The organism is Lysinibacillus odysseyi 34hs-1 = NBRC 100172, from assembly GCF_001591965.1.
Classification (GTDB): domain Bacteria; phylum Bacillota; class Bacilli; order Bacillales_A; family Planococcaceae; genus Lysinibacillus_B; species Lysinibacillus_B odysseyi.
In genome coordinates, this window is record NZ_BCVX01000001.1 from 148861 (window position 1) to 170285 (window position 21425).

The 21425-nt window shown below is 38.5% G+C and carries 26 protein-coding genes and 1 pseudogene; 3 read left to right on the plus strand and 24 right to left on the minus strand.

Annotated features, from left to right (window positions below):
- Position 1: 1 nt before the first annotated feature.
- From BOD01S_RS00745 to BOD01S_RS00765, 5 genes are all read right to left on the minus strand, one after another.
- Positions 2 to 718 carry an SDR family NAD(P)-dependent oxidoreductase gene (locus BOD01S_RS00745; RefSeq protein WP_036159529.1) on the minus strand — a complete coding sequence of 239 codons (717 nt, stop codon included), beginning with the start codon at positions 716 to 718 and terminating at the stop codon, positions 2 to 4.
- Between the two features lies 1 nt (position 719).
- Positions 720 to 1793 (minus strand): tartrate dehydrogenase, encoded by a 1074-nt coding sequence (locus BOD01S_RS00750; RefSeq protein ID WP_036159531.1) that lies wholly within the window; start codon positions 1791 to 1793, stop codon positions 720 to 722.
- Positions 1790 to 3013, minus strand: coding sequence for a M20 family metallopeptidase (locus BOD01S_RS00755; protein ID WP_036159532.1), 1224 nt, complete (start codon positions 3011 to 3013; stop codon positions 1790 to 1792). Before BOD01S_RS00755 ends, BOD01S_RS00750 begins: the two co-directional genes overlap by 4 nt.
- 245 nt (positions 3014 to 3258) lie before the next feature.
- Complete coding sequence (locus BOD01S_RS00760; RefSeq protein ID WP_036159535.1) at positions 3259 to 3678, minus strand: pyridoxamine 5'-phosphate oxidase family protein; 420 nt, start codon at positions 3676 to 3678, stop codon at positions 3259 to 3261.
- 15 nt (positions 3679 to 3693) lie between these two features.
- A complete protein-coding gene (locus BOD01S_RS00765) occupies positions 3694 to 4104 on the minus strand; it encodes a pyridoxamine 5'-phosphate oxidase family protein (protein WP_036159537.1) in 411 nt (136 codons plus the stop codon).
- A gap of 138 nt (positions 4105 to 4242) precedes the next feature.
- On the opposite strand from BOD01S_RS00765, the gene BOD01S_RS00770 reads away from it, so the two are divergent.
- The 3 genes from BOD01S_RS00770 to BOD01S_RS00780 all read left to right on the plus strand — a co-directional run bounded on the left by BOD01S_RS00770 (position 4243) and on the right by BOD01S_RS00780 (position 7661).
- Positions 4243 to 6162 carry an elongation factor G gene (locus BOD01S_RS00770; RefSeq protein WP_036159771.1) on the plus strand — a complete coding sequence of 640 codons (1920 nt, stop codon included), beginning with the start codon at positions 4243 to 4245 and terminating at the stop codon, positions 6160 to 6162.
- An 8-nt stretch (positions 6163 to 6170) separates the two neighbouring features.
- Entirely contained in the window at positions 6171 to 6683 is a 513-nt protein-coding gene (locus tag BOD01S_RS00775; protein ID WP_036159540.1) for a P-loop NTPase family protein, read from the plus strand.
- 69 nt (positions 6684 to 6752) lie between these two features.
- On the plus strand, positions 6753 to 7661 hold the full coding sequence (locus tag BOD01S_RS00780) for a 3-hydroxyacyl-CoA dehydrogenase (protein WP_036159542.1): 909 nt from the start codon (positions 6753 to 6755) through the stop codon (positions 7659 to 7661).
- A gap of 265 nt (positions 7662 to 7926) precedes the next feature.
- Here BOD01S_RS00780 and BOD01S_RS00785 read toward each other — a convergent pair whose 3' ends face one another.
- The 19 genes and pseudogenes from BOD01S_RS00785 to BOD01S_RS00875 form a co-directional block, all read right to left on the minus strand.
- The gene (locus tag BOD01S_RS00785) at positions 7927 to 8412 is read right to left on the minus strand and encodes a YbaK/EbsC family protein (protein WP_036159544.1); all 486 of its coding nucleotides are present in this window, start codon (positions 8410 to 8412) and stop codon (positions 7927 to 7929) included.
- Positions 8413 to 8557: 145 nt separating this feature from the next.
- Positions 8558 to 8791, minus strand: a complete 234-nt coding sequence (locus BOD01S_RS00790; protein WP_036159546.1) for a YczI family protein — start codon at positions 8789 to 8791, stop codon at positions 8558 to 8560.
- A gap of 161 nt (positions 8792 to 8952) precedes the next feature.
- Positions 8953 to 9357 (minus strand): hypothetical protein, encoded by a 405-nt coding sequence (locus tag BOD01S_RS00795; protein WP_036159548.1) that lies wholly within the window; start codon positions 9355 to 9357, stop codon positions 8953 to 8955.
- Between the two features lie 97 nt (positions 9358 to 9454).
- Positions 9455 to 10099 carry an SMI1/KNR4 family protein gene (locus tag BOD01S_RS00800; RefSeq protein WP_036159550.1) on the minus strand — a complete coding sequence of 215 codons (645 nt, stop codon included), beginning with the start codon at positions 10097 to 10099 and terminating at the stop codon, positions 9455 to 9457.
- 166 nt (positions 10100 to 10265) lie between these two features.
- On the minus strand, positions 10266 to 10757 hold the full coding sequence (locus BOD01S_RS00805; RefSeq protein ID WP_036159552.1) for a hypothetical protein: 492 nt from the start codon (positions 10755 to 10757) through the stop codon (positions 10266 to 10268).
- Positions 10758 to 10803: 46 nt separating this feature from the next.
- Positions 10804 to 11169, minus strand: a complete 366-nt coding sequence (locus BOD01S_RS00810; RefSeq protein WP_052125031.1) for a hypothetical protein — start codon at positions 11167 to 11169, stop codon at positions 10804 to 10806.
- A 163-nt stretch (positions 11170 to 11332) separates the two neighbouring features.
- Positions 11333 to 11788, minus strand: a complete 456-nt coding sequence (locus BOD01S_RS00815) for a DUF6630 family protein (RefSeq protein ID WP_036159554.1) — start codon at positions 11786 to 11788, stop codon at positions 11333 to 11335.
- Position 11789: 1 nt separating this feature from the next.
- On the minus strand, positions 11790 to 12788 hold the full coding sequence (locus tag BOD01S_RS00820) for a hypothetical protein (RefSeq protein ID WP_036159556.1): 999 nt from the start codon (positions 12786 to 12788) through the stop codon (positions 11790 to 11792).
- A gap of 289 nt (positions 12789 to 13077) precedes the next feature.
- Positions 13078 to 13791: a pentapeptide repeat-containing protein gene (locus BOD01S_RS00825; RefSeq protein WP_036159558.1), complete on the minus strand. Its 714-nt coding sequence runs from the start codon at positions 13789 to 13791 to the stop codon at positions 13078 to 13080.
- Between the two features lie 24 nt (positions 13792 to 13815).
- Positions 13816 to 14595 (minus strand): hypothetical protein, encoded by a 780-nt coding sequence (locus BOD01S_RS00830; RefSeq protein ID WP_036159560.1) that lies wholly within the window; start codon positions 14593 to 14595, stop codon positions 13816 to 13818.
- A gap of 389 nt (positions 14596 to 14984) precedes the next feature.
- Positions 14985 to 15341: pseudogene (locus BOD01S_RS00835) on the minus strand (SMI1/KNR4 family protein); the annotation flags it as partial.
- Positions 15342 to 15481: 140 nt separating this feature from the next.
- Complete coding sequence (locus tag BOD01S_RS00840; RefSeq protein WP_244887221.1) at positions 15482 to 15871, minus strand: hypothetical protein; 390 nt, start codon at positions 15869 to 15871, stop codon at positions 15482 to 15484.
- Positions 15872 to 16035: 164 nt separating this feature from the next.
- Positions 16036 to 16482 (minus strand): SUKH-3 domain-containing protein, encoded by a 447-nt coding sequence (locus BOD01S_RS00845; RefSeq protein WP_036159562.1) that lies wholly within the window; start codon positions 16480 to 16482, stop codon positions 16036 to 16038.
- A gap of 147 nt (positions 16483 to 16629) precedes the next feature.
- On the minus strand, positions 16630 to 17331 hold the full coding sequence (locus BOD01S_RS00850) for a hypothetical protein (RefSeq protein WP_036159564.1): 702 nt from the start codon (positions 17329 to 17331) through the stop codon (positions 16630 to 16632).
- A gap of 471 nt (positions 17332 to 17802) precedes the next feature.
- Entirely contained in the window at positions 17803 to 18234 is a 432-nt protein-coding gene (locus BOD01S_RS00855) for an SMI1/KNR4 family protein (protein WP_036159566.1), read from the minus strand.
- Between the two features lie 322 nt (positions 18235 to 18556).
- Positions 18557 to 19033: a hypothetical protein gene (locus BOD01S_RS00860; protein WP_036159569.1), complete on the minus strand. Its 477-nt coding sequence runs from the start codon at positions 19031 to 19033 to the stop codon at positions 18557 to 18559.
- A 104-nt stretch (positions 19034 to 19137) separates the two neighbouring features.
- Positions 19138 to 19542 (minus strand): hypothetical protein, encoded by a 405-nt coding sequence (locus BOD01S_RS00865; RefSeq protein ID WP_036159570.1) that lies wholly within the window; start codon positions 19540 to 19542, stop codon positions 19138 to 19140.
- A gap of 354 nt (positions 19543 to 19896) precedes the next feature.
- A complete protein-coding gene (locus tag BOD01S_RS00870; protein ID WP_407655983.1) occupies positions 19897 to 20415 on the minus strand; it encodes a hypothetical protein in 519 nt (172 codons plus the stop codon).
- Positions 20416 to 20788: 373 nt separating this feature from the next.
- Positions 20789 to 21295: an SMI1/KNR4 family protein gene (locus BOD01S_RS00875; RefSeq protein WP_036159575.1), complete on the minus strand. Its 507-nt coding sequence runs from the start codon at positions 21293 to 21295 to the stop codon at positions 20789 to 20791.
- Positions 21296 to 21425: the final 130 nt, after the last annotated feature.

The window sequence follows — 21425 nt, forward strand, 5'->3', positions numbered from 1 at the left end:
CTTATAGCCCGCGTCCGCCGTCTACATGCAACGTTGCGCCCGTAATAGCACTCGCTTCCTCCGATAGCAGGAAACGGACCGAATGTGCTATATCTTCCGGTGCAATCAATCTTCCTAATGGTACTGACTGAACAAATATTTGCTGCTTTGCCTCTTCTACATCTGCTCCTTCAGCTGCAAATTGCCCGAGCATTTGTGTATCTGCTGGTCCGGGATGAATCGTATTCACACGAATCTGGAACGGTGCCAGCTCAATAGCCATGGCACGGGAAAAGCTTTCTGCCGCTCCTTTTGATGCAATATAAGCCTGCAAACCCGGTCTCGGCCTGACAGCTGAGATGGAGGCAATATTAAGAATGGCACCTTTTTTCGCCTGTTTCATTTTTGGAACAACAGCCTTTGTCATGATAAAAAGGCTTTTGACATTCACATCCATTACTTTGTTCCAAAAATCCATCGATACTTCTTCAATTGGTGTCGCCGACTGGGCAACGCCAAGTGCATTCACAACGCCCCCGATCCGTTCCCATTGACCAACAAATACGTTTACCTTTTCTTCATCCAATACATTGCCCTGTTCATAATGGAAATTCGGATGAGAAAACGAACTTTGCTCCGCTAAATCGATTCCTGCTACATAAAAGCCAGCATCGACCAATGTCTTGACAATTGCCTGTCCCATTCCACCGGCAGCTCCCGTTACAATGACAATCTCCATATTAGACAACCCGCCTTTCAAAACAAGATTTTACCGCCTCGCAAATCGCCGCTCCCATTTCTGCTGTTGTAGCTGCACCACCTATATCAGCTGTTTTTACCTCTCCTGCCTCTAGCACTTGTTCAATGGCTGTAACGATCACTTTTTCCAAATCCGTGCGTCCCAGATGTCCAAGGAGCAGGGCAAGAGACCAAATCTGGGCAATGGGATTAGCAATACCACGCCCGGCGATATCCGGTGCAGAGCCATGTACCGGCTCGAACATCGAAGGATATATCCGCTCGGGATTGATATTTCCTGACGGAGATAACCCCAGTCCTCCTATCACTGCTGAACCGAGGTCTGACAAAATATCACCGAATAAATTCGATGCAACGACTACCTCGAACTCCTGAGGCCTTTCAATGAAATAGGCAACGAGGGCATCGATATAATAGGACTGCAGCTGCAGCTCAGGGTACTTCTTCATTTGCTCTGCCACACAGTCATCCCAAAATTTCATTGTATGAATAACGGCATTTGACTTTGTAGCGCTTGTCACCGTAGATTTACCGTATTTCAATGCATAGTCACATGCAGCACTGACAATATTGGTAATGCCGGTTTTAGTCATGACCGTATTTTGAATGGCCAGCTCCTGTGGTTTATCCATATATAATCTTCCGCCGCTATTTGAGTACTCCCCTTCTGTATTCTCACGGAAAATAGCGAAATCGATATTATCGGCCCGGACGAGCGGTGAGGTAATACCCGGCAGGGATTTGACCGGCCGGAAATTAACATACTGATTAAATTGCTTCCGGATCGGCATGATCAGCTCCCATACAGTTACATCATCCGGTACTCTTTTGTCACCAATTGCTCCAAATAAAATGGCATCATACTCTGATAGAATGGATAGGCCGTCCTCCGGCATCATTTTGCCGGTCCTCATATAATTATCAGAGCTCCAATCAAAAATAGTTGTATCGACGGATAAATCCTCTTCAAGCTCCTGCAGAGTTTCCAGTACAAGCAGCGCTTCCTTCATTACTTCCTTACCGATTCCATCACCAGGAATAACCGCTATTTTCACGCTTCATCACCTGCCAAAAAGAGTAGTGCCGCTTTCCGGTAAATCGCTGTCGTTTCAGCCAGCTCCTCAATGTCTACATATTCATCAATTTGATGAGGAATCTCCCTGTCGCCTGCCCCAATCGTTACAATTGGCACACCATGCACATGAAGGAACGTTCCATCTGTCGCTCCGGGCACGCCATTATACTGGGGTTCCTTTTCAAGTACCTCTTTTACAGCTTGATAGATTGCTTGGACAACCGGCTCCTCCTTATCTGTAGCGGTTGCCGGGCGATTATCCAAAACGGTCAGCTCCACTTTGAAGTCAGGATCTTCTGCTTTCATCCGCTCAATGATTGCTTCGATTTTAGCAAGGAGCTCATCATGGTCCTGTGCCGGTACTGTTCGAATATCCAGCGTTGTCATGCAGTGGTCAGGTATCACATTAATCTGTGCATCTCCCTTTACGGGTGCCCGCAAAATGGTCGGTGTAATCGTCGGCCATTTTAAAAATGGGTCTTCTCCGATACGGAGCTGCTCTTCTTTTTCGAGCTTTTCCATTTCTGTAATAAATCTCGCCATACGCCAATTTGGGTTAATGCCACTCCAGGAAATCGCCCCATGCGCCATCTTCCCGTAAATATCCACTCGAAGACGAATAGCGCCGCGCTGAGCTATGCACACCTGATTTTCCTCCGGTTCACAAATGATTGCGCCGTCTACACCATCTGCCCACCCCTGCTTGATAAAATGCTTAATCCCCAGCATCAAACCTTCTTCATCACACGGGATACATAAAATAATCTTGCCTGTAAATTTCTCCTGATCAAGCAGGATGGATTGACAAGCTGTAATCATACAGGCAAGATTTCCTTTTGTATCATTTGTACCGCGGCCATACATTCGGCCATCCACGATTTCAGCGCCGAACGGATCATATTTCCATGCCTCCCGATTCCCCTCTGTCACAACATCGGTGTGCCCTTCAAACAGCAATGTCTTTCCAGGCTTTCCTGAATCGATAATCCCGATTACATTCGGGCGGCCAGGCACTACCTCTTCTACATATGTCTCAATCCCGATAGTACGTAAATATTCGGCGACAAATTCGGCAACCTCCTGCTCTGTATGAATACCATCGTCCCGAAATACACTATCAATCCGAACAAGCTTTTGCGTTAGGTTAATAACAGTCTCCCGGTCCCGCAAATATGTTTCAGTTTTTTTCAAAGCTAACATCCGGCATCAACCTCTCTGAATTTTCTGAATTATATGATTACAATTAATTATAGCATTACTTTTTGCGATATACTTTTACACTATGTAATTTATACTTTTAAAATGTTTTACTTTTTGTAAACTGTTATTCTTATTTAATAGACAGGAGACTACTTTCTTCCCTTGCGATTTTATGATGCAGAAACTGCTAAACTGCTCATCCCGCTAAGTAAAAAAACGACCTTCCGAAGAAGATCGTCCCTTACTTATGAAAACGGATATTCAAGCTCTTGTGGCGGCTGCCCTTTTTTGTTCATCAGGCGGATGCGAGTCGGCTCGATCTGGATTGTGATCATATCGCTTTCACCCTTTGTGAAAAGGCCGCGGAAGAAGTTCGTTACCTTCAGCTTCAGCTCATCGTCCTTGAATTCTGTTACTTTGCCTTCAATTTCAAGGTAAGGAGCGTCCACATCTTCCAGCGTATATCCGTAGAGGATATGCGTGTACGGATTTTTTTCGAGGTCCAGTACCTTCGAGGAATCCTCTTCTGTCATCGCAAAAAGCGTAAAGTCATCATTTGTGAATGTCATATAGCGCGCATACGGTTTATTGTCTTTTACTGTAACCATGGAACCGATATTTTGCTTATTTAAAATTTCCAGTATTTGCTCTCGTAATGTTTCCATTTGTCCCATCCTTTCTTATTGGAAATCGACTTCTTCCTGATTGTCGCCGGCCTTATTCATAAAGCGCATACGCACAGGCTCAATTTTTATAAGTGTCATTGACATGCCGTCTACATGATATGGATATAGGGCAATAATTTTCTCCTTGATTGCATCTGCGTTAAATTCTGCCGCAGTTGCTTCGATTTCCAGGAAGGTATCTCCCATATCACCGTTTTCATAGCCGTAGAGGATATGTGTATGAGGATTTGCCTGCAGTTCCTTTAATAGATCAGAGTCTCTAGGTGTAGCCGTATACAATGTAAATTCATCGTTCACAAATGTCATATAACGTGAGTCAGGTCTATCCCCCGCAACGGTTGCCATGACTCCAACATAGTTTTTTGACAAAATTTCTAAAGCTTGCTCTCTTTTTGTGGTATTCACAAAACCCACTCCTTATCTATTTGTCATTCATTGTTTAAAATACCCTTCTGGCTTGGAATTAAACAGGAAAGGTCAGCTATGGCATCCTTATGGCAGCTGTCTTATAATGAAAGCACTACGAAAAAAGAGGGTTTATATATGAGAAAAACTATCGGGGTGTTAGCCCATGTGGATGCCGGCAAGACAACCTTTTCCGAGCAGCTGCTTTATTATACAAACAGCATTCAGTCACTTGGCCGTGTCGATCACCAGGATGCCTTTTTAGACAATCATGAGCTGGAGAAGGCACGGGGCATTACGATTTTCGCGGAACAGGGATTGTTCGAGTACGGAGGAGATACTTATACTTTGATCGATACACCGGGACACGTCGACTTTTCTCCGGAAATGGAGCGGGCCATCCGGGCGATGGATTACGCTGTACTGATAATTAGTGCGGTCGAAGGAATACAGGGGCATACCGAAACGGTTTGGCGGCTTCTTCGAGAGTATCATGTTCCGACCTTCCTCTTCTTAAATAAGATAGACCGGGAAGGTGCGGATATCCATACTTTACTTGCTTCGCTGCAGCGTGAATTTTCGCCTGACATTTTACTTGTTAAAGAACTGAAGGACGCTGCTGAATTTGTAGCAGAACGGAACGAGGCGCTCTTCGAACAGTTCATGGACGAATCACTAACAGAACAGGATATCGAACAAGCACTAATCAGCCTTGTGAATCAGGAGGAGGCATTCATCGCGATGAGCGGTGCAGCGCTGAAAGGAATCGGCATCGGTGAATTTTTTACTATGCTGCACAGCTTAACGCGGACACACTATGACTCTACCTCGCCATTTCAAGCCGAGGTAGTAAAAATCCGCCATGACGGGGATCAGCGTCTTACATTCTTAAAGGCACTTGCAGGAACACTAACAGTTAGGGACGAGCTCGTATTTGGTGATCATTCGGAAAAAGTGACGGAAATCCGTTTATATAATGGCAACCGTTTTACATCCGTTCCTTCTGTACAAGCCGGGCAGCTGTTCGCTGTGAAAGGACTGACGAGCCCTGAGGCAGGATACCTGATCGGGAATTCTATGGAGAAGGCAAAAACATATAAGCTAATTCCTACCTTACAGGCAAAAGTAGTATATAATGGAATTGTTCATATGAAGGAAGTACTACAGCTGTTCCGGCTGCTTGAAGCGGAAGAACCGTCACTCAGCGTCCTTTGGCAGGAAGCAACGCAATCGATTCATGTACATATTATGGGTGTCATTCAGCTTGAAATTCTGCGGGAAATCTTATTGACGCGGTTTTCCCTTGAGGTGCAGTTTGAGGACCCTGAAATCCTGTATCGAGAGACAATCGCTACTACAGTGACAGGCTACGGACATTTTGAACCGCTTAAGCATTATGCAGAGGTGCATCTCTTAATGGAGCCCGGTCCAAGGGGTTCTGGCATTACCTTTGCAAATGCATGCCATGCGGATGATCTGACGGTTGGGCATCAGCGCCTTATTGAGCACCACTTATTTGAGCGGGACCATCACGGCCTGCTTACAGGTTCTCCTGTAACTGACATCCGTTTTACATTGCTGACAGGGGCTGCCCACAATAAGCATACAGATGGCGGTGATTTTCGCGAGGCGACCTTCCGTGCTTTGCGGCAAGGTCTTGAACAGGCAGAGAATATCCTGCTAGAGCCTTATTATCAGTTTAAAATGAAAGCATCAAGCGACCATATCGGCCGAATGATGACGGATGTGCAGCAGGCTGCAGGCACCTTTGATCCGCCGGAAATGACGGAAAACTACGCTTTATTAACCGGAAGAGTGCCAGTCGCCACCTTTATGAACTACAGTACCCAATTCGCTGCGTATACGAACGGAAAAGGTGCTATCACGCTGACGTTTGACGGCTACGATGTATGCCATAATACGGATGAAGTGATTGAACGGATCGGCTATAACAAAGACGCAGATCCCGAGTATAGCTCTTCCAGTATTTTTTGTGCGAAAGGTAAAGGCTATTCTGTTCCATGGTATGAAGCCCGGTCTATGATGCACAAACTATAGGAGGTTTTATGCGACACAAAAAAATATTGATCATCGGCTGTGCCGGTGCAGGCAAGTCCACCCTCTCAAGGAAACTGCATCAGCTCACAGGGCTGCCGCTTATCCACCTGGATCGTCTATATTGGCAGCCTGGCTGGACTCCTACAGAACGCCCGGTTTTCCGGGAAATGATGCTGGCCGAGCTGCAGAAGGATGCTTGGATAATGGATGGCAATTTTGATTCTACCCTTTCTATGCGGGCGCAATACGCGGATTTAATACTTTGGCTCGATTTCCCGCGGCATATTTGTTTCCCGCGTGTAGTAAAGCGTGTTGTTACAAATTTCGGGAAAACCCGACCTGATATGACACCCGGGTGCCCTGAAAAGCTGGATATCGAATTTGCCAAATGGATTTGGCGCTTTGAGCAGGATGCCCGCCCTCCTATAGCGGAGGCTGTACGCCAGGCACCGTGCGATTCTATCGTATTCCACCACCCACAGGCGCTTGCGTCTTGGCTTGAGCGTATTTCGTCAAACTAATCGTTTGATACGATGTGAGTTGGGAATAGTTTAATTGTAAGTAAAAATGAAAAACAGGAGGTTCACACGATGAATTACAAAAACGTAACAATAGCTGGCAGTGGTGTTCTTGGCAGCCAAATCGCCTTCCAAACTGCTTTCAAAGGATTCAATGTCACAATTTATGATATCGATGATACAGCGATTGCCAAAGCAAAAGAGCGTATCGCCAAATTAGAGGACACATACAGCGACTACTTCCGTGATGAACAGGAAGCAGTAAAATCAGCACAAAGCCGTATCAGCTATGCAACAGTTTTGGCAGATGCGGTGAAAGATGCTGATCTTGTAATTGAAGCAGTGCCGGAAATAAAGGAAATTAAACAAAGCTTCTATACGCAGCTTGGCAAGGTGGCACCGGAAAAAACGGTATTTGCCACAAACTCTTCTACAATGCTGCCAAGTGACTTTGTAGAATATACAGGCCGTCCTGAAAAGTTCTTAGCACTTCACTTTGCCAATACAATATGGAAAAACAACACAGGTGAAGTTATGGAGCACCCTGGTACAGATCCACAGGTTGTACAGGACTTACTGGCATTTGCCGCAGCAATCGGCATGGTACCATTACACATCAAAAAAGAGCAACCAGGCTATATTGTAAACTCTCTTCTTGTTCCATTCCTGGATGCAGCGCAATCTCTATGGGGCAACGACGTAGCTGACCCAGAGACAGTTGATAAAACATGGATGATCGCAACAGGTGCGCCACTTGGACCATTCGCCATTATGGATGTTGTCGGCCTGCAAACTGTTTACAATATCGTCAGCACGAAAGCGGCACATCACCCGAATCCGGATGATAATCTATACAAACGAATCGCTGATAAAGTAAAAACTGAATTCCTTGATCAAGGAAAAACAGGAACTCAAACAGGTGAAGGGTTCTATAAATATCCAAACCCTGCCTACCAGGCTCCTGACTTCCTAAAACCTTAAATCGAATAGGTTGACCGGACATTCTTTACCGGATGTCCGGTTTTTTATATGATCAATTCCGTAGTATGCCATTACACAAAAAAGCCAAAAAGATATTTCAATTTTTGGTTTGAGGTCTTCATTTCCTGGGTAATAATGTTTTAATTTTCTAACTATTTAAACATTTGAGTGGTTTATTTCCCCGATTCTTTTCAAAATATTTCCCTTCAACGAGGCTTTTCATCTTATAAATTGCCACTCTGCACTCATTATGTAGCCTTCAAAATCACTCAGACAGCTCAGGGTCCCACCCTTTACATACATCAACGACCTTAATTGCATTTGCGTATTCCCCAAGCTCTTCTACTGTCAGCTCGATCGAAGAATTATCACTTCCGCATGCGGGGTGAACTGTTGTAAAGCGCTGTAGTGATATATCTAAATAAACAGGTACATCCGTTGCCAGCGCAAATGGACAGACACCCCCAACAGCATGTCCTGTTACGTTCAGCACTGTATCCGGGTCCAGCATTTTTGCCTTCACGCCGAATGTTTGCTTAAATTTCGCATTATCCACCTTTGTGTCCCCTGCAGCAACGATTAAAACCGGTGCATCCTGCCCTTGAAAGCACAATGTTTTTGCAATCCGTGCCGGATGAACACCTACAGCATCCGCCGCCTCCTGTACCGAAGCTGTGCTACGAGCGTGGACCACAACATCCTCCTCGCGACCTCTTTCTTTGAAATATGCTTGTACCGCCTGTAAACTCATGATCATTCCCCTTTCACTAGTTGCTGTGCTTTATTATACTAAAGAAAGGGTGTATTGACTGAATTTTTGCATAGTAAATCTGCTAATTGTATATTTCCCACCTATTCTTGCGTGTTTCCTGTTTTTTATACGAAAGACTCTTGAGCTAAACGAATATGAAACCTTGGATAGCTATACAAAATGTAAAGACAAATCCTACAATAAAGAACCAGCCCATCATTTTTCTCTTCTGCTGAATTTCCTGTATACCCATAACAAGCGCCATTAATCCCATAAATAAAACCATATACCCTTGGTACTCATAATTCTTTGTGATGAGTCCGTAAGTTGCGAATGCGACTGTAAGGACTGAAAATAAAATGCGTAAAAATAGCAGCAAAATGAATTCCCCCTTCTTATTCGATTTTGTAGCTTATCGGAATTTGTTGTTCTTTGTCTGCCACGAGCAGTTCAAACCAGCCGTGGGAGTTTGATTTGTATCAATGGTTAGGATAATTTTGCAAGAGGAAGTTACACACTACGGGCGTTTCGAAAGAAGATTTAATAGACTGTATTCCAAAAGCAATCGTTTTTCATATCCTCTACTAACTTTTGAAAAATAGACATGATGATTTTTGGCTCTTCTGTTTTGTAAAAGATAAGCTGAAGCGGAAATTTTGTATGAGTACCGCCATTTTTATTGCAAGGGAAAACTCTTATGATGCACGGCATTTTTTCATCAATAAAGTATATATCCTTATTGTAAATAAGCTCGGCAACCCAGTGTGTCGCATAAGCATATTCCAATATATATCCTTCCTCATCGAACCCAGATCTGTCCTTTACCCCCATAGGCACAATCGCATAATCAATACACTTGTATCCTCTTCTTTTTCTGCTTTCACGTTTAGCCCGTTTCAGTACATTGTATCTGTTACCTGCTTTTTTCTTTAGCCTTTTCTTCATTCTGTCCTCCTAATTTTTATATTCGAAATAACCTCTAGTGGACAACGGCGTTTATTGTAGGTCCGGTTTATACTTTCAATCAGATGCTGCATAAAATTTACTCATCTTTTTCAGCACCTTCCAGCATCTCGAGGAAACTTTCACTCATTTTTACATTAACAATGCTTGCCCCACTAGTTGACGTTGTTCTCTTTTCTAACTCAAAACTTTTAATAAAATCGAAGAAAGAGTCGGCGATTACATATATATTTTCCCAATAATCATCGACACTGACGCTTTCGTACTCTTTCTCACCCAGCATAACCCTGGCTGTTATTTCGTTTTCGTGATCCCAGAAGTAGATTTTCCCTTCACGATCCCCGCTTATTCCTATGCATATAAGATTCCCTGCATAATCTTCGGCGATTGGTACAATGGAAGCCGGGATTCTGTCATAATACTGCTGTATCTTTCTTTCCAGATTATCTACACCTTCGTCAAAACCGAAAAAAGAGCCGAAAGCGTTTAGTCCGTCCTTGTCCGTCCAGTGAGATGGCTCTATCGGTCGGTAACATACATCCTTCTCAAAGGTCGAATGACCATATTTACATACGAATGACTTATATATTTCATGAAAATTGATGCCGTATTTATCTTCTATTTTAATAAGAGCTTCCTCAGCATAACTGCCGTCTGCACTTGATATAAAAAGTTCCGTTACATGTTTTTCTATTTTATTGAACCTTTCATTATCCTCTGTCATTTATTAGCGCTCCTACTTATGTAATCATTGCATCTAAAAAGAAATTGCTGCTATTACTTTCGGGATACCTCGGAATCTCTTGCTAGATTCATTAAATACATAACCTTTTGGATAATGTTTTCCCTGTCTTCAGAAGCTATTAATTCCTCAAAAATAGAATACAACTTTAATAAACGATTACATTACCCTGCGGCCATTTCCCATCCCATCCACAAGGAAAATTACCAGCCTCATAGACTTTTAATAGTTCAAGGAAGAATGTCGGTCTTTTATTACATTTCGAATAAGCAGATTCCAGAATGGCATTGGCAATATCCCATTTCACACAATCGATAAACGCCTGATCAAGCTCATTCTTTTCACGGTAATTCTCTACTTCTTGTATGACTTCTTTTTCTATAAACGCCCTTACTTCTTTCGCTATTTTGTTCCATTGGGCATATTCATTACGATACTTGTTATGTAAAAAAGCAGTTAATTCATTGCGTGCTTCCAGCGTTGCATGTTCCCAATTGGGGTCTTGATAACTTCGCATGGCTTCTTTCCAATTATAGACCCTTGTATAACTAAACCGCATGTCATTTTCCAACGCCTGCCCACAATTCGTAAACCAGTTAATTTGTTTAATTCTATTAAGAATATCTTGGTCTATGTCCAATTTGATCCCTCACTAATGAAAATATCTCTTTTATTAGCATTACACTTTATTCATTACTAAATGATTTGCCTGAAAGTGCTTTTTCTATAATCTGCTCGGCTGTTAAATCTTCATCGGCATAGTAAATATAATTTGAGACATCCGTGTTCCTTACTGCCTCTTCCACTATTAATAACAGGTTATCGATTTCATACTCTTCTCCGGAAACATCCAGTATGATATTGACCATATCAATCAATTCCATTTTCGAAAAGCCGTCTTTTTTCCTGTTTTCATAATCGATAATCCTGTTACTGATGTATCCGTGTTCCCGATCTGTATAGAATAATTCCCTTATACCTGGAAAAGCTACAGTCATTTGAAGTTCTGCAATTAGTTTATCGACAGGTTCCAGTAGGTACCTTTTCTCCATAATGTCCTCCACTTTTTTTCTAATAGCGGCTTCGTTCATCTTATCACGTACTTTCTCTTAAACTCTTTATTATATTTTTCTATGCATTCCTTCAAAACAAAAGGTCGATAATGAAATGCTTCATCCCATCATCAACCTATCTAATTCACATACATTGCACCGCTTAGCTGAAGTACTGTATAAATCTTTCTTTATACGGAATGTATTCATCCTCCAGCAGCTCTACTTGTAACAACTTTGCTTTGTCCTCCAGCTTGGCAATAAATAGAGCATAAAAGTCCCCTTCAGTTGGGTAAGAAAAAAGTCCAAATCCTTTGGTAGACAATACTTTATTGACTTCCTTAATCTTTTCGGGCAAAACTTCATATTCAAACGTATCCAAGTCTTCAAGCTCATCCAGAGAGGCTAATTCGAGTTGGTGGCTGAATTCGTAATCTAAAATATAATTAGTGATCTCATAGTTTTCTTCACCTTTAAAATCTACATAGAGAAAATTCTTTGTAGACAGACCATACTTTAATATCGAAGTATATATACTTGCCGATTCCGAGTAATTTAGAATTGCCTCTATTTCATCACTTTTTTTGAAAATAATCGGTACAATCTCTTCTTCTGTCATTCTATTTCCCTCCTAGATTCTCGGTTCCTTGAAACAACGCCCCATGCTTATTCGGGATATATTCCGGATAATTTTTCCGATAAAAATTATCAATCAGACGCAGAAGAGGATCCCATTCTGGATATGGTTCCGGATCCTGTATCATCATTTGCGCTTCCGGCGTATTCATTAAAAAATCGTCAAAATGTTGGGGTACAGGTAATCCGCGCTTTTGTCTCACATAGATAAGAAATAGAATTTCATATGGATAGAAGCCATATCTATAATCCCCAAATTCAATTGACTCACCTAATTCGGATGCCAAGATGGAGTGAAATGATGACATTCTTTCAATTAGCTCCGTAATTTCCTCAAGTGGTGCTGTTGTCCACCGTTCTAGTACTTCTGTATAAACTTCCAAGTCCTCAGGAATTAAACTATATTCCAGCTCTGCTTCTTTAAATTGCTCTCTAACCATCCTATGCAGATTTTGATTTGTTCCCATGATGGTTTTATTTCTATATTGCAAGTAGAGTTCCAACAAGAACCATGTATGCTTATTCCAATTATTCGCATCCATCCAACGGCTGCCAAAATGATCCACGATGAACTCGAATAGAATGTTCTCCTCTTTTTCCCACCCGTACATTGTGAAATGAATTAAGGTTGCAATAACTTCCCTAAAAGAATACTCAACCATCATTTTTGGATATCGGTTTTTATAGAGGTTTTGGATTACACATTGATAAAATGTTATCACTTGCATAGATTTTAAATGTTCTATGCTTTTTCCTTCTTTCATTAACACCTGATTTTTCCATAGCGACAATTGGTATGAAAGTATTTTGTTTAAATTAATCAATAATATATGATCTTTTTCTATAGAATTGCACTCTGCAATATTTTTGATTTTACTTGCACTAACAGTATACTTTTCCTTTACATCTTTATAATAAATATCATCAACATAGTTATTTTTATATCTTCTAAACGCCATTTCTAATTTCTTTTGATTTACCATTTTTCTCTCCAATTGATTATTCAGTTTGTCTTCTCCATAAATAAATTTTATAATTTACCTTTATATACATAATTTAACATAAATTAGAACATGATTTCGACTTAAAAAGGATAATTCCTTGTATATTTTCCTGGAAGGCTACCTACTAACCTTATATTTACTAATTAAGCACAATAGATTCCAATGAAAAAACAACCGAAGATTCAGTTCAATAAATCTCTGGTTGCTATTCAAAAATCCTCCTTAGATAGCTAAAGAGCCAAAATAACTTTTCAACACCAATCATCACTTATATCAATTGTTCTATCTTTTCTTTTACATTTTCATCAAACATTGCTTCGTCAATAACAGCGCCGTTCCACACGACATTTTCCAGCTTTGCACCGGTAAAATCAGCACCTTTAAAATTGCCATTTTTCAGGATGGCACCTGTTAAATCGCAGTCTGTAAAATTGGTTTTAACAGCCATTACTTCAGTAAGGTTTGCCCCTGCAAAAGAGGCTCCTTTGAAATCGCCTTCTGTCAATGTAGCATAGGATAAATCTGCTTCTTTATAATCGGCTTGTTTGCCGTCTACTTCCCTTAAGTTTGCTTGCAAAAATGTACTCTGATGAAAAGAAGAACCCATCATCTCCCCGTTTGAAAAGTCAACTTCATTCAAGCACGATTCAATACACATACTGACACTCATGTTGGCATAGCGCATAATGGCCTGATGGAAATTGACTCCATTCAGCATACAGTCTACACAATGAAACCCTTCTAAATTAGCATGACGAAAGTCTGCCGATTCGAAATTACAATCTGAAAAGGAGGCATCTATTAATGATGCAGCACGAAATACCGTGCTTTTCGCTTCCATACCGTCTGCCATCATTGCAGACAAATCTGAAAAAGATAAATCTGCGTCACTTATATTTAAATAGTCAATTACCTCATCATTAATATTTGCTTGATCGATAATCTCCATTATTCTTTTTCTATCTACCATCTTATCTTGCATGATAACAACCTGCCTCCTCTTATCTTAACTGTCTAGATATTTTACCCATTCCTGATTTGGGCAAAATGAGACCCCCATCCGGTCCTCATCAAAATGTGGAATGGCGATTACTTGAGCAGCTTCTAAATACTCCATCACATGTAACCAGGATGCAAGTAAGCTTTCATCATCCGCCTCAAACGGCTTAGGCACTACATCAAGGCAAAGCCCTCCCCAAGCCGGTTCTCTTACAACAGCCGGGCTGTTCAACAAAAAGTCTTTTCCAAACATGTCCAATACATGCCCACCGATATACGTTCTAGCTCCTACCCCTAAAGGACCGTTTGGTAGAAATTTAACAGGGACAGGGTAGGAGCATTGATTCATCCACATTCGTAATTTTTCTTGTTCAGTGTTCCAAGGGTAGGATAATGGCCAAAAAATATGGGTAACACCAAAGATTGGTTTCAAAACTTCTGCTAATTGATCCGATAACTCAAAAAAGGCCGGCCACATCTTTTTAGCCATTGATTTACGAAAATCAAAATTAAAAAATGACCGATGACTCCAATGAATATTAAAAAATCCTGAATATTTGACGGCCTTATCTCGAGAAAGGTGAAGTTCAGATACACTTTTCTCTACAATTACTTTTTCTAAAATTTCATCACGGTTATACTCTACCTTTACAAGCTCGCTGTTGCCCCAGTGGGTAGGAGCAAATTTATCATTAGATTCGAATACATCTAGAATTTTCCCTAGTGCTTCCTCTGTATTGAAAGATACCGTGGGATACATAATAATTGAAAATAAATCTGGTTTCATGAAATAGCTCCCTGTATTATTAATGAATGTTTGTGTAATCTTCTGGGTTTAGTTACACTGCGCTTTCTTTACATGATTGAAAATGTTATTAATAAACCGCTTTTACTTTCAACTGCCTCTTTGTATAACTCTATTAGTTCACCATAGCCTACAAGTACTACCCTCCTAGTTTATGTAAGAAAAAATATAACTTAAATAAAAATAACCTATTTTGGTTTTTTTTTCAATAACGCTATTTCCCCCTTCTTTTTTCAGCCTATGCTTAGTTAATTCCATAAAAAACAACGAGTGATTCGGTTAAGTGAATCACCCGTTGCTATTCGAAAACTCTCATTGTAAAACAAATAATACTCACTAATTAAATATTTTATAATAATTAAATGATACAATTATCTTTCCTCAAACTTTTCATTTGAAAATACGTAGAAAATTTTATATTCATTCATTTCATCTTCATCATCTTGCGACCATTCAATAACAGGGCATTCATTATTGACTAACCTTGAAGTATCAAGACAATGTACACCGATTCCGTAGTTTTGTATGACAACGAGATCCATTGGCAAGCCGTATTTTCTCCATTCCTCCGTTTCAATTACACAAGTTGGCACCTCGCAAAGTCCGCCTCCCAAAATCTCTATTCCAAAAACCCTTCCAGCCCCTTATTCTTTAAAAAACCATTTATAGCTTTCCGGTAATCTTACATTCAGCCTTTTCTCGATATTCCTAATTTTATTATCATCTAAAGCCCCTACAAAATAATTATTAGATGCCCTATTTTATTAATTCAACGATTGTCTCTTTATGTAAATTATTCATCCTTTCCAAAATTACCATTGATACATCAATATTCTGTTAAAACTTGTCTATACACAGTGTGAAAGCTTTAATTGTTTTTATTAACATTCAATTCTGCTAGTAAGGTTTCGCCAATATTGTCGATTTGTTTATCTAAATCACCTGCAATAAACCCATACAAAGCATTATTCCTACTTTCGATGTAAAAGCTAATGCCGTCTTTAAAACCTATGTGATGAGTCAAGTCACTAAACCATGCTCTTTGAAAATCATATGTTTTCGAAAATTTATCAATTATCCTAAGAACATCCGATTCATGGTGCCTCTGTATTGCTTCTTTAAGCATGTTAGGTGATCCCGTAATCATCATACACTTATCATAATTTAAACTTTCATATTTACTAAATGCGCATTGAAATAACAATTTTTCAAAGTTATCTGCAAAATAACTTACAAAATGGCTGTCCTCATTAGTCATAACAATCTGCGGATTATCAGTTTGGGTAAAATCAAATGATAGTTGACCATCAAATAATTCCTTTTGAAAAAAATGTATATATTTATCACTTAAAGTATCTGGTGCTTCCTCATGTATTGCTTCATAAGAGCCAATTATCTCAGAAATTGAATAACTGAACTCTATTACTCTATTTCTACTGGCTTTTTAAATAAGCAAAGAGTGTCTAGTGCCTCGTATATGTCCTCCCCAAACTTAAATAATGAGGACCCATTTTTTCCAAACACCTTTCCCGATTGCGAAATAAACATTATTATATTTCCACGATATGCTTCTCCAATTACGACGAACGGCTCTTTCACTCGCGTCTCAAATTCTTCAAAGTCTTCTTTTTCATAGTAATCCCCTATAGCTTTTTCTGGGCTAAAATGAAAGGTTTCCAAACTTCCATCCGGATGCCTGAATTTATATTCACCCCCACCAAATTGACTTAATGCATCAACCACCGGATTAAACATTTGATATCCCATCGCCTCTAAAAACTTTATTGTTTCAGTTAATTCAACCTTTTTATTTGGATTCCATCCTGCTTGTAGCAATACGTCTCTCGTTTTATCTGACAAACTCCACATAAGTATCCCGCCTATTTATTCAAAAGTTCTATTAACGATAATCATTACTGAAATTTATAAATGTCTTTTGGCAATTTCTATATGGCGTTTTATATTTCCCATTAAATGATTTATTTCTAACTAGGGAGTGATCTTCTACTATCAAACTTAAACCTCAAAACCTATTACAATCCACTCGTCAACTACATCCCAAAAATTAATATTGTATCTAGGTTCTTTATTCGTCCACCATAAAGTTGCATTATCATTGACGCAGTTATTAGTATCTATTGCAACATAACCACCCATACCACTTTTAAAGAAACCAAAAGTAGTTTCCAGATTGATTTGTATCGGTTCTTCTAACTCCTCAATAATTCCCCATTCATCGTCATCAAAATATGTGACATTTTCTAGGGGAACCAACCCCATAGAACGACTTGCATAATAGTAAAAACCGTTGTGAACATTCTCATAAAAAGTACGTATTGATGACGGAATTTCACTCCAGGATTCTTTTAACACCTCATTGTTAAATAAATCGTTTGGATTTCTTCCTTCATAGAATATTGTTTTTCCACTGTCTGTTTTAATAGTGTATAAAGTCGAGTATCTGCCATCTACCATCATCAATTCCACTTCTTCTAGGTGCTCAGACAAATAAGAAATAGTGTTCCTTAATTCTTCTGCCACATATTTTTTCCATATAGATAAAATAAAATCAATTCTTTTCTCAACGTTTTTTTCGCTAAATAATTCAACCCATAAACTAGGTAGTGTTTCATTATTAATGTTAAAAATCTCACTGCTAGGAATAAGCTTTACATTATCACTGAAATATTCTCTTAAGAATTTAAGTTTCTGCTCCATATTATTCTCTAAACTCCTTTATTAATCTATACCTGCTCCTTCATAATTTTACCAAATTTACCCACACATGCAATATTTCCATTAGACAGAATAGTATCGTCATGAAATGTATCTGTAATATACTTACCTGAAAGAGCCGAATCTGGCTTCCCATTCTCTATGGTGGCAGTACCATTATAGGCTCTCTATTCAAAACACATTCTTTTTCATTTTGTCTCACTCCAATATCATCTGAATTTTCCTTTTTAATCACTTACTTTTATGTCATTCTTCATTACCAATTTTAGCCTTACTTGCTTTGTCATCTCGTGTACAGTTATAACCCGTTGTTATTTTAATATCACTGTAACTAACCTATTAAGTTTTCTTGCAATCATCGGCTTTTAATTCAATGCTTTTTCACTGATACTTCGTCCTAAATCATAAAAAACCTTGAAAGGCTATAAAGCCAATCAAAGTCCCTAATTTTTTTCAAATGTCTAATAAAGTATTCGCACCTATATTATTTACTAATAATTCGGCTAGAGATGGTGCAATTTTCATTGCCTCCTCAATGTCCAAATCTCCGAATCTCAAATAATGTAACCCAAAACCATCTTTTCCATGTAGATAGATTAATGCACCGCCTCCTTCATCATCACCAGTTGCGAGCGAATTCGGGAGATATTTCTGCACTTTATAAGCTTCATTCATTTCTATGCACCCCAATGCTCCCCAAATTCGGATATACATTTGATTGCCAATATTAAATTCGATGTCTGAAGCTAGCTGAATTATTTCTATATAATCTGTGGGGACATCTATTGTCGAAAAATCCTGAAGTGCTTTAATTTCCTCTTCTTTCGAAGGAGATTTTCTGGCATCAATTGTATACACACTACTGATTCTATTTAGTATGTGCATTAATAATCCATCCTTTCATCCTTAACACCTAGTTTATCTGACATCTTCTAATTGCTGGCCAAGAACTTGATTAGTGATATTACGTGAAAAACCAGCTTTAGCTAAGTCGTCTCCTTACGATTGTATTTATTATGTATTATTTCGACAGATAAAAAAAGAAACCACAACACAGATGGTTATCTTGTATTGCGGCATTGTTCTTTAGGCTGTTAGACATTATACAAACTTAATGACAGCCCCAACTAATTTGTATGTTTCTTGATCATAGCATTCCATAACGGTATAACTACTATTAGTTTAGATTTTCTACAACACCCAAAAATTAAGCTAATCCAACCCTTTCGAGGTACTGATACCAATCGTCTAAATGAGATTCAGGAATTAATTCTTTATACTTTTTCCCAAAAACATAATTAAGCATGAAACAGTCAAACTCGCCTAAAGTTTGTCCTATTTTCGCTGGATGACCTTGGTAAAAACAGTAAACAAAACCTGACTCCTTTTCTATGACTAAAGGTTCGTATAAGATTTGTCCAACTTCAATCCATTTTTCTGGTCCTCCTGAAAAATCGGAAATCCGAGTCTGATGTAAAGGTAACTCACCATATGACCATAAATCAATTGCTCCAAATCTTGCTCCATCACAAATTCGTAAGAAGTCAAAATATTCTTTAAGGGGATCCTCATTCGAGCAAATACTTTTGTTTCCATCATTTAATTCACCATAAATGATACTATCTGGTTCAGATATAAAATCTTCTTTTACTTTCTCAATTGTTATTTTTAATAACTCATTCATCTATATCCCTCTAATTTACCTTAATATTCTATAGAAAATAATTTCGAATGATGTTTACAACATAAAAATTCAAATCCATCAAGTTAATTCATATTAGACATTGACTAGTATTCCTTATAAAACTCTTCTACCGAAATCACTTTAATAGAAGTACAATAAAATTCAATAAATTCAAATCCATCATTTTCACCATAACCACTATCATCATGTACATGATAACGCTGACTACTTACCAAACCTTGGTCTTTCATATCATGAATTATCAAATCCCCTGACAAGGGAAAAGTTGTTGCCTCTCTTATTGTTAAATCATCAACATTATAATATCTAACTCTTATTTTGTATGGATCCTTTGTCTTTAAAAGAGTAACATGAAAAGTAAGATCCAAAGTTCCGACATAGTTATCTTCAAAATCATTTTCAACATTATATTCAATCTTTACTATTCTTTCGTAAACAAACGTACCACTAAGTGTTTTTTCTATAAGTTCTTTATTTTTTATATTCACTGATTTACTGCTCCTTCTTTAATCAACAAATTTTATATCATTATTCTTTGTCACTCTCAAATTTCTCATTCTGCCAGTAGAAGCATCAAACATATAAACATATTTTTCTTTAATGTTTTTCCCTGGATCTTAATAGGTGTATTGATGTAAGTGTGATAAAGAGTTCATACCATCAGTATGACCACTAAATTTAATAAATGGGCCACTGTTACTTTCTCTATATCCGCTATCAATATGTATATGATAATGCTGGTTCCTTCTCCTGTTGTAGTTACAGGATTCCTTTTGTTCATAAGGTGTGACAGGGTTAAAGATTGAATTCATTATTTATAAGGTAGTCGCTCAATTTCTATGTTACAGAATGTTAGATAATGATATTCCATCAAACTTATTCCCCCAACCACTGTTTTCCTCGATAGAAAAACCCAAGAAGGGGTCAATGTTTGGTAAGGGAAACTTGTTTTCTATCATGAAATCGATAATTTTCTCCAAAGATTTCAAACTACTTTCGCCATATCCTTCAATTACAGTATAGGCACGACTGATTCCAAGTTCATAGATAGCACGTAGCAAGATGTCTATTGACCCATCATTAGTTTGATACAAGTTATATAAATATATGAACTCATCCTTACTTAAGCGCTCAAACTCCTCCTCTTCAAATGTTTTAAATTCGAGTAAATTCTCAGGAATTAATTCAACTACTGTATCACTCCATTCATCTAAATATTGTATACTAGTAAACTCCCATAGATAGTTCACAATAAACTTCCACTCATCAAGATTATATTTTAAAGCTATGAGTGCACTCTCAAAACAACTAATTCCATATGCGACTCTTCCTCTGAAAGATATATTTTTAAATACATCCAATTTCATAATCCTCCTTTTAGCCCCCCCTGTTATTATATATATAAATTACCTTTAAATGTAAATATACGTTAATAGCAACACTTAATTCTTTATCTCAAGGTAACTTGGGTTTTACTATACCCTTATTATCCTACTGTTTCGGCGTTACAGATTTATTACCATTCTGCGAAGTTAAATTTGTCTGTTTCTTATAACCTGCTGGTGTCTGCTTTGTATTAGGATTTGTCTTATTCTCTTGTTTGTTCTTGCTCGGGGTGGTTTTGGCTTTGGGTTTTGTAATCGTATTATTTTAATAATAAAGTAAAAAGCACTTGCTGCCTGTAGTTGGCTATCAAGTGCTTTCAAGTTTATACGTCTTTTGAAGTTTGTATTTCTACTCTAGTTCAATTCCATCATAAGCATCCCCTAGCGATTCAAAATCATCACTATACCAATACCAGCTATCACCTTCGCCTTTACTTACTAATAATCTATTTAACAAATCAGTAAATGAATTTGCTACAACTGTACTGCTCCCTACTACACCATGGGAATCCCAGTGGCTATCATAGCATTTCCCTAACCTGTTAGGGTGTAAATCAATCGATAAATAATTTCCACTACCAAGGTCAGCAATTATATACCAATGTGAGGAAATATCATATTCGCATTTTTCCCCCACAATTATAGGGTTTGCAAGCACTAATTTTTCAGGACCAACGATAGTAATGCCAAAATCTGCATTAGTAAACAAATCCACTCCTGCACAAATATTATAAAATTCAAGTAAATCTTTAGGAAGAACATCACCTTCTTCAATGTTTTCTGGAAGTCCTTCCGATGGATTTACTTTACAGTTTTCTATTTCATTTATCTCTTGAAGAATTTCTTTTATGCCCATATTATCTTCCTTATTATTAGAAAATTAAATTTAAAAATTTATTATATTGAGCCAAATATGGAATAAATTCACCTATGCGCATATTAAAAAGTACTTGATGCCTATAATGGACAAACATGTACTTTTTTCA